Source organism: Klenkia sp. AC732, assembly GCF_979256525.1.
The window spans coordinates 1-11,427 of sequence record NZ_CEEDOS010000002.1 but is presented as its reverse complement, the minus strand read 5'-3'; the positions used below and the strand labels follow the sequence as shown (position 1 = coordinate 11,427).

At 74.1% G+C, this 11,427-nt stretch carries 15 protein-coding genes; 10 read left to right on the top strand and 5 right to left on the bottom strand.

The genetic code is table 11. The features are described 5' to 3' along the window. Nucleotides 1-19 precede the first annotated feature (19 nt). Both gabT and AC0IVP_RS01000 read left to right on the top strand, forming a co-directional pair. Nucleotides 20-1,366 carry a 4-aminobutyrate--2-oxoglutarate transaminase gene (gene gabT, locus AC0IVP_RS01005; RefSeq protein ID WP_471753957.1) on the top strand — a complete coding sequence of 449 codons (1,347 nt, stop codon included), beginning with the start codon at nucleotides 20-22 and terminating at the stop codon, nucleotides 1,364-1,366. A gap of 131 nt (nucleotides 1,367-1,497) precedes the next feature. After that, nucleotides 1,498-1,830, top strand: a complete 333-nt coding sequence (locus AC0IVP_RS01000) for a GNAT family N-acetyltransferase (protein WP_471753955.1) — start codon at nucleotides 1,498-1,500, stop codon at nucleotides 1,828-1,830. Nucleotides 1,831-1,857: 27 nt separating this feature from the next. Here AC0IVP_RS01000 and AC0IVP_RS00995 read toward each other — a convergent pair whose 3' ends face one another. After that, on the bottom strand, nucleotides 1,858-2,082 hold the full coding sequence (locus AC0IVP_RS00995; RefSeq protein WP_471753953.1) for a hypothetical protein: 225 nt from the start codon (nucleotides 2,080-2,082) through the stop codon (nucleotides 1,858-1,860). Between the two features lie 146 nt (nucleotides 2,083-2,228). Between AC0IVP_RS00995 and dhaK the strand changes: the two genes are divergently transcribed. Genes dhaK through AC0IVP_RS00975 form a run of 4 tightly spaced genes read left to right on the top strand, consistent with a single transcriptional unit; the run spans nucleotide 2,229 to nucleotide 5,223 of the window. Continuing rightward, nucleotides 2,229-3,224, top strand: a complete 996-nt coding sequence (gene dhaK / locus AC0IVP_RS00990; protein ID WP_471753951.1) for a dihydroxyacetone kinase subunit DhaK — start codon at nucleotides 2,229-2,231, stop codon at nucleotides 3,222-3,224. Continuing rightward, nucleotides 3,221-3,811 carry a dihydroxyacetone kinase subunit DhaL gene (gene dhaL / locus AC0IVP_RS00985; RefSeq protein WP_056294651.1) on the top strand — a complete coding sequence of 197 codons (591 nt, stop codon included), beginning with the start codon at nucleotides 3,221-3,223 and terminating at the stop codon, nucleotides 3,809-3,811. The genes dhaK and dhaL overlap by 4 nt, the downstream gene beginning before the upstream one ends. Further along, nucleotides 3,808-4,215, top strand: a complete 408-nt coding sequence (gene dhaM / locus AC0IVP_RS00980; protein WP_471753949.1) for a dihydroxyacetone kinase phosphoryl donor subunit DhaM — start codon at nucleotides 3,808-3,810, stop codon at nucleotides 4,213-4,215. Before dhaL ends, dhaM begins: the two co-directional genes overlap by 4 nt. Nucleotides 4,216-4,266: 51 nt before the next feature. Next, on the top strand, nucleotides 4,267-5,223 hold the full coding sequence (locus tag AC0IVP_RS00975; protein ID WP_471753947.1) for a DUF808 domain-containing protein: 957 nt from the start codon (nucleotides 4,267-4,269) through the stop codon (nucleotides 5,221-5,223). 15 nt (nucleotides 5,224-5,238) lie between these two features. On the opposite strand, the gene AC0IVP_RS00970 is transcribed toward AC0IVP_RS00975, so the two are convergent. Further along, nucleotides 5,239-5,439, bottom strand: a complete 201-nt coding sequence (locus tag AC0IVP_RS00970; protein ID WP_471753945.1) for a hypothetical protein — start codon at nucleotides 5,437-5,439, stop codon at nucleotides 5,239-5,241. 23 nt (nucleotides 5,440-5,462) lie between these two features. Between AC0IVP_RS00970 and AC0IVP_RS00965 the strand changes: the two genes are divergently transcribed. Next, nucleotides 5,463-5,876, top strand: a complete 414-nt coding sequence (locus AC0IVP_RS00965; protein ID WP_471753943.1) for a VOC family protein — start codon at nucleotides 5,463-5,465, stop codon at nucleotides 5,874-5,876. Nucleotides 5,877-5,996: 120 nt separating this feature from the next. Here the strand turns inward: AC0IVP_RS00965 and AC0IVP_RS00960 are convergent, their stop codons facing one another. The 3 genes from AC0IVP_RS00960 to AC0IVP_RS00950 form a co-directional block, all read right to left on the bottom strand. Next, complete coding sequence (locus AC0IVP_RS00960; RefSeq protein ID WP_157519213.1) at nucleotides 5,997-6,167, bottom strand: hypothetical protein; 171 nt, start codon at nucleotides 6,165-6,167, stop codon at nucleotides 5,997-5,999. Between the two features lie 77 nt (nucleotides 6,168-6,244). After that, the gene (gene ychF, locus AC0IVP_RS00955; protein ID WP_471753941.1) at nucleotides 6,245-7,318 is read right to left on the bottom strand and encodes a redox-regulated ATPase YchF; all 1,074 of its coding nucleotides are present in this window, start codon (nucleotides 7,316-7,318) and stop codon (nucleotides 6,245-6,247) included. A 23-nt stretch (nucleotides 7,319-7,341) separates the two neighbouring features. Further along, complete coding sequence (locus tag AC0IVP_RS00950; RefSeq protein WP_471753939.1) at nucleotides 7,342-7,725, bottom strand: glycosyltransferase; 384 nt, start codon at nucleotides 7,723-7,725, stop codon at nucleotides 7,342-7,344. Nucleotides 7,726-7,957: 232 nt separating this feature from the next. Here AC0IVP_RS00950 and AC0IVP_RS00945 point away from each other — a divergent pair, with 232 nt between their 5' ends. The 3 genes from AC0IVP_RS00945 to AC0IVP_RS00935 are packed head-to-tail and all read left to right on the top strand — an operon-like array spanning nucleotide 7,958 to nucleotide 11,106. Continuing rightward, nucleotides 7,958-9,454, top strand: coding sequence for an AlkA N-terminal domain-containing protein (locus tag AC0IVP_RS00945; protein WP_471753937.1), 1,497 nt, complete (start codon nucleotides 7,958-7,960; stop codon nucleotides 9,452-9,454). After that, nucleotides 9,451-9,960, top strand: a complete 510-nt coding sequence (locus tag AC0IVP_RS00940; RefSeq protein WP_471753935.1) for a methylated-DNA--[protein]-cysteine S-methyltransferase — start codon at nucleotides 9,451-9,453, stop codon at nucleotides 9,958-9,960. Before AC0IVP_RS00945 ends, AC0IVP_RS00940 begins: the two co-directional genes overlap by 4 nt. A gap of 36 nt (nucleotides 9,961-9,996) precedes the next feature. Next, nucleotides 9,997-11,106, top strand: a complete 1,110-nt coding sequence (locus tag AC0IVP_RS00935; RefSeq protein ID WP_471753933.1) for a DNA recombination protein RmuC — start codon at nucleotides 9,997-9,999, stop codon at nucleotides 11,104-11,106. Nucleotides 11,107-11,427: the final 321 nt, after the last annotated feature.

Sequence of the window (11,427 nt, the reverse complement as noted above, 5' to 3'; positions counted from 1 at the left end):
CCCCCGTGAGGAGACACCCATGACCGACGTGCTGGACCAGACCGGGCTGCAGCAGCGGCGCCAGCTGGTCACCGAGATCCCCGGCCCGCGCTCCCGCGAGCTGATGGCCCGCCGCAACGCGACCGTGTCGGCCGGTGTGGGCACCACGCTGCCGGTCTTCGTGGCCCGCGCCGGTGGCGGTGTCGTCGAGGACGTCGACGGCAACACCCTCATCGACCTGGGCTCGGGCATCGCCGTGGTGAGCGTCGGCAACGCCGCTCCCCGGGTGGTCGAGGCCGTGCAGGCCCAGGTCGCCGACTTCACCCACACCTGCTTCATGGTCACGCCCTACGAGGGCTACGTGGCCGTCTGCGAGGCGCTCGCGGAGCTGACCCCGGGCACCCACGCGAAGAAGAGCGCGCTGTTCAACTCCGGCTCCGAGGCCGTCGAGAACGCCGTCAAGATCGCCCGGCACGCCACCGGCCGGCAGGGCGTCGTCGTCTTCGACCACGCCTACCACGGCCGCACCAACCTCACGATGGCGCTGACGGCGAAGAACATGCCCTACAAGCACCGCTTCGGCCCCTTCGCCGGCGAGGTCTACCGGGTGCCGATGAGCTACCCCTTCCGCGACGGTCTGTCCGGAGCCGACGCCGCCGCCCGCGCGATCTCCCAGATCGAGGTCCAGGTCGGTGCGGGCAACACCGCCGCCGTGCTCATCGAGCCCGTGCAGGGCGAGGGCGGCTTCATCGAGCCGGCCCCCGGTTTCCTCACCGCGATCAGCCAGTGGTGCACCGCCAACGGCGTGGTCTTCATGGCCGACGAGATCCAGTCCGGTTTCTGCCGCACCGGGCAGTGGTTCGGCGTCGACGCCGAGGGCGTCGTCCCGGACCTGGTGACGACGGCGAAGGGCATGGCCGGCGGCCTGCCCCTGGCCGCGGTCACCGGCCGCGCCGAGATCATGGACGCCGTGCACCCCGGTGGCCTGGGTGGCACCTACGGCGGCAACCCGGTCGCCTGCGCGGCCGCCCTGGGTGCCATCGAGACGATGCGGTCCGAGGACCTCAACGGCGCGGCCCGGGCGATCGGAGAGCGCATGCTGCCCCGCCTGCGGGCGCTGGCAGAGCGCTTCCCGGCCGTCGGCGAGGTCCGCGGCCGCGGGGCGATGATCGCCCTGGAGCTGGTCCGCCCCGGGACCACCGAGCCCGACGCCGCGCTGGCCGGTGCGGTCGCCAAGGCCTGCCACGCGCAGGGCGTGATCGTGTTGACCGCCGGCTCCTACGGCAACGTGCTGCGCTTCCTGCCGCCCCTGGTCATCGGGCACGACCTGCTCGACGAGGCCCTCGACGTGATCGAGGCGGCGTTCGCCGAGGTGGCCGGCTCCTGATCCGCCGGCTCGACGGGCCCGACTGGGCCCTGCTCCGGGACGTCCGGCTCCGCGCGCTGACCGCGGACCCGACCCTGTTCGCCTCCTCGCACGAGGTCGAGCGGGGCTGGCCGGCCGACCGCTGGCAGGAGGTGCTGGGTGCGGGCGCCTGGTTCCTGTCGCACCCGCTCGGCCTGGTCGGTGGGGTCCTGGAGGCCCCCGACCGGGCCGCGCTGCGGTCGATGTGGGTGTCGCCGTCCGCCCGCGGGCAGGGTGTCGGCGGCGCACTGGTCGAGGCGGTGGCGGACTGGGCCGGCGAGCAGGGCGCCGTCGCGCTGGACGCCCGGGTGTTCGACGACAGCGCCGCGGCCACCGGCCTCTACGAGCGGCACGGCTTCGTCGTCGCGCCGGGGACGACGGTGAGCCGGTGGCACCCGCCCCGCACCTGGCGGACCTGGACGCGCGCCCTGCCCACCCGGGGCTGACCCCGATCGGGCAGGGCACGCAGCGGGTCAGCCCGCGTGCTTCTCCATGGCGGCGAGCACGCCGGCGACCGCGAAGTACTTGTTGGTGCCCAGGTCGCGCACGGTCGCGATGCCGAACGCCTCCTTCAGCTTGGCGGCGTCCGCGTCGCTCACGCCGGCCAGCGCCGCCACCGGCGCGTCCAGGATCTCGCTGAGGGGCTTGCCCTCGTAGGCCTTGTCCAGTGCCTTGTCCAGCACGACCTCGACTGCCACGGTGGAACCTCCACGGTCTCGGGAGACCGCACCCGGACGGGCGCGGGTCGCGGCGAACGTAGCGCAGTCCCCTGCGCGTTGTGCCGCTCCCGGGACGGTCCTAGCCTGCGGGTGCACCCGCCCCTCCCCCGAGGTCAGGAAGCCCCGTGAAGAAGCTCATCAACGACCCCGCCGACGTGGTCGCCGACGCCCTGCGGGGCATGGCGGCCGCCCACCCCCGGCTCCGCGTGGACCACGAGAACCGCGTCGTCTTCCGGGGTGATGCACCCGTGCAGGGCAAGGTCGGGCTGGTCTCGGGCGGCGGCGCCGGCCACGAGCCCATGCACGGCGGCTTCGTCGGCCCCGGCATGCTCGACGCAGCCTGCGCCGGCGAGGTGTTCACCTCCCCGGTGCCCGACCAGATGGTCGCGGCCACCCAGGGCGTCGACGGCGGCGCCGGGGTGCTGCACATCGTGAAGAACTACACCGGCGACGTGATGAACTTCGAGATGGCCGCCGAGCTGGTCGCCGCCGAGTCCGGCACCGAGGTGGTCACCGTCGTGGTCGACGACGACGTCGCTGTGCAGGACAGCCTCTACACCGCCGGACGGCGTGGGGTGGGCACCACGGTGCTGCTGGAGAAGATCGTCGGCGCAGCCGCCGCGGAGGGCCGGCCGCTGGCCGCGGTGGCCGACCTGGCCCGCCGCATCGACGACTCCGGCCGCAGCATGGGCATGGCGCTGACCTCGTGCACCGTGCCGGCCGCGGGCAAGCCGACCTTCGACCTCCCCGAGGGCGAGATGGAGATCGGCATCGGCATCCACGGCGAACCCGGTCGCCGGCGCGTGCCGATCGCCCCCGCCCGCGAGGTGGCGGCGATGCTGGTGGAGCCGATCCTGGCCGACCACGCCTTCACCGACGGCGTCATCTGCTTCGTCAACGGCCTGGGCGGCACCCCGCTGATCGAGCTGTACGTGGTCTACGCCGAGGTCGCGGCGATCTTGGAGGAGTCCGGGATCGGCATCGCCCGCTCGCTGGTCGGGCCGTACATGACCAGCCTGGAGATGGCCGGCTGCTCGGTCACCCTGCTGCAGGCCGACGACGAGCTGCTGCGGCTGTGGGACGCCCCCGTCGACACCCCCGGGCTCCGGTGGGGCGCATGAGCGACACGCCCACCACCGAGCAGCTCACCGCCTGGGTCACCCGGTTCGCCGAGCTGGTCCGCGAGCACCGCGACGAGCTGACCGCCCTGGACTCCGCCATCGGGGACGCCGACCACGGCTCCAACATGGACCGCGGGATGACCGCCGTCGTGGCCGCGGTGACCGAGGCTCCCCCGGCCGACCCGGCGGCGCTGCTGAAGAAGACCGGCGCGACGCTGGTCAGCAAGGTCGGCGGGGCCAGCGGGCCGCTGTACGGGACGTTGTTCCTGCGGATGGCAGGGGCAGTCGAGGAGGGGTTCGCGCCGGCACTGCGGGCCGGCTTCGAGGGTGTGCTGGCCCGGGGCAAGGCCGAGCCGGGCGACAAGACGATGGTCGACGCGCTGGGGCCGGCCTGCGACGTCCTCGACGCCGGGGGGTCGCTCGCCGAGGCGGCCCAGGCCGCCGCCGACGGCCGGGACGCCACCGTGCCGCTGGTCGCCCGCAAGGGCCGGGCCAGCTACCTGGGCGAGCGCAGCGCGGGGCATGCCGACCCGGGCGCCACCTCGACTGCGTACCTGCTGCAGGCGGCCGCGGAGACGCTGTCGTGAGCGTGGGCGTCGTCGTCGTCTCGCACAGCCGCGCGCTGGCCGACGCCGCGGTCGAGCTGGCCCGGCAGATGCTGCCCGGCCGCGAGCTGGCCATCGAGGTCGCCGCCGGGATGGACGACGGCTCGCTGGGCACCGACGCCGTCGCGGTGTCCGAGGCGATCACCGCAGCGGACTCCGGCGAGGGCGTCGTCGTCCTGATGGACCTGGGCAGCGCCGTGCTGTCGGCCGAGACCGCGCTGGAGCTCCTGGACGACGACGTCTCGGACCGGGTGACGCTGTCCGCGGCACCCCTGGTGGAGGGCCTGGTGGGCGCGGTCGTCGTCGCCGCGGGGGGCGCGACCCGGGACCAGATCGCGCGCGAGGCCGAGCGGGGACTCGCGCCGAAGCAGGCCCAGCTGGGCTGAGGTGTCCTAGCCTCTCCCTGTGACCGCGCTGAGCCTGCCCCGGACCGTCTGATGGCCAGCGGTCTGTTCGCCCTCTTCGACGACGTCGCCGCCCTGGTGCGGCTGTCGGCGGCCTCCCTGGACGACATCGGTGCCGCCGCCGGGCGGGCCGGCATCAAGGCCGCCGGCGTGGTCGTGGACGACGCCGCGGTGACCCCGCGGTACGTGCAGGGCCTGGAGCCCGCACGTGAGCTGTCGATCATCGGCCGCATCGCCAAGGGCTCGATCCGCAACAAGCTGCTGATCATCCTGCCGGCGATCCTGCTGCTGTCCCAGTTCCTGCCGTTCCTGCTCACCCCGATCCTGATGATCGGTGGCGCCTACCTCTGCTACGAGGGCGCCGAGAAGCTGTGGGAGAAGGTCTCCGGCCACCACCCGGAGGAGGCCGCCGCGGCCGAGGACACCGAGACCGACCCGGCGGAGCGGGAGAAGACCGTCGTCGCCGGTGCCGTGCGGACCGACTTCATCCTGTCCGCGGAGATCATGGTCATCGCCCTCAACGAGGTCGAGGACCAGCCGTTCCTCTCCCGGGCGATCATCCTGGTCGTCGTCGCGCTGCTGATCACCGCGCTGGTCTACGGCGTCGTCGCGCTCATCGTGAAGATGGACGACGCCGGCGTCGCACTCGCCGCCAAGCCGCAGAAGGGCATCGCCGCGCTGGGCCGCGGGCTGGTCAAGGCCATGCCGATCGTGCTGGCGACGCTGTCCACGGTCGGGGTCGCCGCGATGCTGTGGGTCGGCGGGCACATCCTGCTCGTGGGCGCCGAGGAGCTGGGCTGGACCTGGCCCTACGGCCTCGTGCACCACGTCGAGGAGATCGTGCACGACGCCACCGGCGCGCTGGGCGGGGTCCTGGGCTGGCTCACCAACACCGCGCTGTCCGCCGTCGTCGGGGTGGCCGTGGGCGCGGTCGTCGTCGCCGTGCTGCACCTGGTGCCCCGGCGCGGCGGCAAGGCCGCCGCGCACTGAGTCGGCGGCGCCGGGTCACCCGCCGCGGGCGAAGAGCTCCGCGGCCTGGGTGTCGTCCACGAAGGGGTACTTCACCTTGAACTGGGCGAGGGCGTCGGCGACGGAGAGCACGTGGGTCTCCCGGCGACCCCCGGCGTCGACGGTCTGCACCGTCACCATGTCGGTGTTGATCGGCACCCAGTGGGTCTCCGCGTAGTCGGTGAAGACGTTGGCCACGGCGAGGACGGTAGTCGGGCAGGATGCCCCCCGTGGACTTCCGTCTCGAAGTGGTCGTGGTGCCCGTCTCCGACGTCGACGCGTCCAAGGCGTTCTACGCGGACAGGTGCGGGTTCGTCGTCGACGTGGACCGGCAGGTGACCGAGTCCTTCCGGGTGGTCCAGCTGACCCCACCGGGGTCGGGGTGCTCGATCACGATCGGTCAGGGCCTGGCCCCGATGGCACCGGGCGCGCTGAAGGGCCTGCAGCTGTGCGTGACCGACGCCGTCGCGGCCCACGCCGAGCTGGCCGGGCGCGGGGTCCCGGTCACCGAGGTCGTGCACTTCGAGGGCGGCGGCACCGTGCCGGGAGCCGGCGGGGACTTCGAGACGTTCTTCTTCTTCGACGACCCGGACGGCAACAGCTGGGCCGTGCAGCAGTCGCCCGTGCGTTCCTGACCCGGGAACGGAGCAGCCCCGCCCCGGACGCGTGAAACGACCGGGAGCGGGGCCTGTTCCCCCCGCTCATGGCGAGTGGGCGGGAGACGTGGGGACGACGGTACGCACCGCCCCGACGGCTCAGGACAGCGGGAGCGGCACCGGCAGGTCGACGGCCTCGAGGGCCTCGGTGACGGCGGTGGACAGCCAGCCGGCCGCCAGGAACACGTCGAGCAGGCCCTCGGGGGTCGAGGACAGGGTGGCCGCGGAGGTCCCGGCACACCACACGGCATCGCACACCGTCGTCGTCATGGACCCCTTATCGGCAGTCCACGTCCTGGACCAGCACCGTTCTCCCCCGATCGGGGCACACCGGGCCGGGACGGCGCTCAGACGTTGAAGCGGAACTCCACCACGTCGCCGTCGGCCATCACGTACTCCTTGCCCTCGATGCGCACCTGCCCCTTGGTCTTGGCCGCGGCCATCGACCCGGCGGCGATCAGGTCGTCGAAGGAGACGACCTCGGCCTTGATGAAGCCGCGCTGGAAGTCGGTGTGGATGACCCCGGCGGCCTGCGGCGCGGTGGCTCCGATCGGGATCGTCCAGGCCCGGGACTCCTTGGGGCCGGCGGTCAGGTAGGTCTGCAGGCCCAGGGTGGCGAAGCCGACGCGGGCCAGCTGGTGCAGGCCGGGCTCGTCCTGGCCGACGGCGGCCAGCAGCTCGGCGGCCTCGTCGTCGGGCAGCTCGGCCAGCTCGGCCTCGGTCTGCGCGTCCAGCACGATCGCCTCGGCCGGCGCGACCAGTGCGCGCAGCTCGTCGAGCAGCTCGGTGTTGGTCAGCTCGTCGCTGTCGACGTTGAAGACGTAGAGGAACGGCTTGGTGGTCATCAGGCCCAGCTCGCGCAGCGGCTCGGTGTCCACGCCCGCGGAGAACAGCGTCTTCCCGCTGTCGAGCACCTGCTGCGCGGCGACCGCGGCGTCGTACAGCGCCTTGCGGTCCTTGTCCTTGCGCATCTCCTTCTCCAGCCGCGGGACGGCCTTCTCCAGGGTCTGCAGGTCCGCGAGCAGCAGCTCGGTGTTGATGGTCTCGATGTCGTCGGCCGGTGAGACCTTGCCGTCGACGTGCACCACGTCGGGGTCGGTGAAGACCCGGATGACCTGGCAGATCGCGTCGGACTCCCGGATATTGGCCAGGAACTTGTTGCCCAGCCCCTGGCCCTCACTGGCCCCGCGGACGATGCCGGCGATGTCGACGAAGGAGACCGTCGCCGGGATCTGCTTGGCGCTGCCGAAGACCTCGGCCAGCTTCCCGAGCCGCTCGTCGGGGACGCCGACCACGCCGACGTTGGGCTCGATGGTCGCGAACGGGTAGTTCGCGGCGAGCACGTCGTTCTTGGTCAGGGCGTTGAAGAGGGTCGACTTGCCGACGTTGGGCAGACCGACGATGCCGATGGAGAGAGCCACGTCGGACCAGAGTACGGACCCACTCAGACCGAGGCGGTGCTCCGACGCCGTCCCTGGGCGGCACGGTGCTCCGCGGCCCGCTCCCAGGCCGCCACCCACAGCGGCACGGTGTGCTCGGTGAGGTGCCGGTCGAGCACCTGCTGGTGTGCGGCACGGGCCTGCTCCCGACGCCAGACCGGGTCCTGCACGGCCTTGGTGAGCCCCTGGGCCCGGTCCCGGGCCGACCGGGCCCGCCAGCCGATGCCCAGCCGCTCGTGCTCCGCGCTGGGCGAGCGGACCGAGCAGACGCCCTGGGCGGAGTACTCGAGCACCTCGAGCCAGCTCTTCGCGGTGTCGAACCGGTCGATGCGCAGTGGGGCGATGCCGATGTCGAACAGCTCCCCCAGAGTGGCCAGGTAGGTGTCCACGTCGGGCTTCCCACCCGGACGCCGCAGTCGGCCTCGTTGACCACCCGCGCCGACTCGTCCACCCGGTAGCAGGCCGATCCGCTGCACATCGTGTTGAGCAGGAGGACGTCCACGGTGGCCTGTCTGTCGACGGAGGGGTGCACGGTCGTTGTCGGCAGGTCCCCGGAGGCACCGCACGGCGTCGTCCGATTCCCGCCAGACCGGTGGCCCGCGCGCTGGCATGCTCGGTCCCGTGACCGAGCTGCTCGACGGACGCCCGCTGGACGACGAGCGCTGCTACCGCGCCGTGTCCAGCCGGGACGCCCGCTTCGACGGCTGGTTCGTCACCGCCGTGCACACCACCGGCATCTACTGCCGGCCCTCCTGCCCGGCACGCACCCCGCTGCCGGGCAACGTGTCCTTCCACGCGACGGCCGCGGGTGCGCAGTCCGCGGGGTTCCGGGCCTGCCGCCGCTGCCGCCCCGACGCCGTCCCGGGGTCGCCGGAGTGGGACGTGCGCGCCGACGTCGTCGCCCGCGCCGTCCGGCTCATCGGGGACGGCGAGGTCGAGCGCAGCGGGGTCACCGGGCTCGCCGCCCGGCTCGGGTACTCCGAGCGCCAGCTGCACCGCCAGCTGGTCGCCGAGCTGGGGGTCGGCGCGCTGGCCCTGGCCCGCGCCCAGCGTGCGCAGACCGCCCGGGTCCTGGTGGAGACGACGACCCTGCCGATGGCCGAGGTCGCCGCGGCCGCCGGGTTCGCCAGCATCCGACAGTTCAACGACACGGTGCGGGAGGTCTTCGCGACCACGCCGACGGCGCTGCGGGCGGCGGCCACCCCGACCACCGGGCCCTCGGGGTGGCTCACCCTCCGGCTGGCCGCCCGGGCGCCCTTCGCCGCCGAGGAGGTCCTGCTCTTCCTGGGGGCGCACGCCGTCGCCGGCCTTGAGGAGTGGGACGGCGAGACCTTCTCCCGGGTGCTGGACCTCCCGCACGGTCCCGGCGTCGTCCGGCTGTCCCCCGGCGCCGACGGCAGCTCGGTGACCGCCCGCCTGCAGCTGACCCGGCTGCGCGACCTCGGGGTGGCGGTGGCGCGCTGCCGGCACCTGCTGGACCTGGACGCCGACCCGACCGCCGTCGACGACGTGCTCGCCGCCGACCCCGCGCTCACCGGCCTGGTCCGCGCCGCGCCGGGACGCCGGGTGCCGACCGCCCCCGACGCCGACGAGGCCGCCGTCCGGGCGGTGCTGGGACAGCACGTGTCCCTGGGCGGCGCGCGGACGTTCACCGCCCGGCTGCTCACCGCGGCCGGCACCCCGCTCGCTGAGCCGGTCGGCACGCTGACCCACGTCTTCCCCCGGGCCGCCGCGCTGGTCGACGCCGACCTCACCGCGGTCGGGCTGACCGGGTCACGCCGCCGGACCGTGCACGCCCTGGCCGCCGGCCTGGTCGACGGCGCCATCGCCCTGGGACCCGGCGCGGACCGCGAGGAGGCCGGCCGCGCCCTGCTCGCGGTGCCCGGCATCGGGCCGTGGACGGTGGCACTGGTCGCGCTGCGCGGGCTCGGCGACCCCGACGTCTGGCTGCCCGGCGACCTGGCGCTGCGCAAGAGCCTCACCGCGCTGGGCAGCACCGACGCCGACGCCGCCACCCGCTGGCGACCGTGGCGGTCCTACGCGGTCCTGCACCTGTGGGCGATGTCGGCCCCGGCACTGTTCACCCGCCACCCCGAGCCCCCGGAGACCCCGTCATGACCGCAGAGCACGCCACCACCGACACCCCGGTCGGACCGTTCACCGTGCTGGTCGAGGACGGCGTCGTGCTGGCCAGCGGCTGGACCGCCGACATCGGCGACCTCCTGCCCGTCGTGCACCGGTCCCTGCGTCCGGACACGGTCACGGCGGTCGACCGGCTGCCGGTGCTCGACGTGGTCGAGGCCTTCCATGCCGGTGACCTCGCCGCGATCGACGGCGTGGCGGTCCGCCAGCGCTCGGGCCCGTTCCTCACGCAGGCGTGGGAGGTGCTGCGCACGGTCCCGGCCGGGGAGCCGGACAGCTACGCGGGGTTCGCCGCCCGCTGTGGCCGGCCCACAGCGGTGCGCGCGGCGGCCGGGGCCTGCGCCCGGAACGCCGCGGCGCTCTTCGTGCCCTGCCACCGGGTGACCGCGACCGGGGGCGGGATGGGCGGCTTCCGTTGGGGGACCACGGTGAAGCGCTGGCTGCTCGACCACGAGGCGGAGCACGCCACCGCACGCGTCTGAACGGGACTGTCGTACCCCTGGGGCAGTCTCCCGGGCATGGACGCCACCTCCCTGCTGATCGGCCTGCTGCTCGGCGCCCTGCTGGCCACCGCGGTGACCCTGGGCGTGGTCGGGCTGCTGGGCCGGCGCACCCCGCGCAGTGACGGGCTGGAGCCGGTGCACGAGTCGCTGGACCACCTGCACCGGCTGCTGGCCGGCATCGAGCGCGACCGGGCCACCGCCCACGGGGAGCTGCGTGAGCAGGTCGGCACCGTGGGGCAGACGTCGGCGCAGCTCCGGCAGGAGACGGCGGCGCTGGTGACCGCGCTGCGCACCCCGCACGTCCGCGGCCGCTGGGGCGAGGTGCAGCTGCGCCGGCTGGTGGAGGTGTCCGGCCTGCTGGAGCACTGCGACTTCGTCGAGCAGCCCGCCTCGGTCAACGACGCCGGCACCGGCGTGCGGCCCGACCTCGTGGTCACCCTGGCCGACGGCAAGCAGGTGGTGGTCGACGCCAAGGTGCCCTTCGCCGGGTGGATCGAGGCCGTGCAGGCCACCGACGAGGCGGTGCGACTCCAGCGGGTGGCCGAGCACGCCCGCCAGCTGCGCGCCCACGTCGACCAGCTCGCCGCGCGCCGCTACCCCAGTGCCTTCGAGCCCTCCGCACCCTTCACCGTGCTCTTCGTCCCCTCGGACGGGTTCCTGATCTCCGCGCTGGAGGCCGAGCCCCAGCTGCTGGAGCACGGGTTCGCCCGTGACGTCGTCATCGCCACGCCGAGCACGCTGCTGGCCCTGCTGCGCACCGTGGCCTACTCCTGGCGGCAGGAGCGGCTGGCCCGCGACGCCACCGCCGTGCTGGAGGTCGGCCGGACGGTCCACGCCCGACTGGGCACGCTGTCCGCGCACCTGACCAGGCTCGGCTCCGCCCTCGGGTCCGCGGTGGGCCGCTACAACGACACCGTCGGCAGCTACGAGCGGTCGGTGCTCGTCGCCGCCCGCCGGTTCGACGACCTGGGGGTCGCCGAGACACCCGTGCCCGCACCCACCACCCTGGAGCTGCCGGTCCGCACCCTGCGCACGGTGCGGGACGACGAGCGCGGGGAGGACGAGACGGAGGTCGCCCCGACCCCGCTGTCGCGACACGGCGCACGGGGCGGGGGGCTCGGCTGACCCTCAGGTGGTGACCCGCCACTCCTGGTCACCTCCAGCTCGGTGACAGCTCCGCCCGTTACCGTGACGCGACCGACGGGCGCACCCCGTCGGAGCGAGGGAGGTGCACCATCGCACCGGTCAGTGCTGTCGAGTCCAGGCGGGAGGGTGCTGTGCGCGTCGAACACGGCCGACCCGACGACCTGGGTGGTGTCGACCCCCGTCCGCGGGCGGGGGCGCCGCGCGGTCGAGCCGCCGAACGCGCCGAGCGCGAACGGCAGGCCCGCCGCACCGCCCGCGAGGGGCGGCCCGACCCCTCGGCGCCCCGCCCGCGTCAGGGCC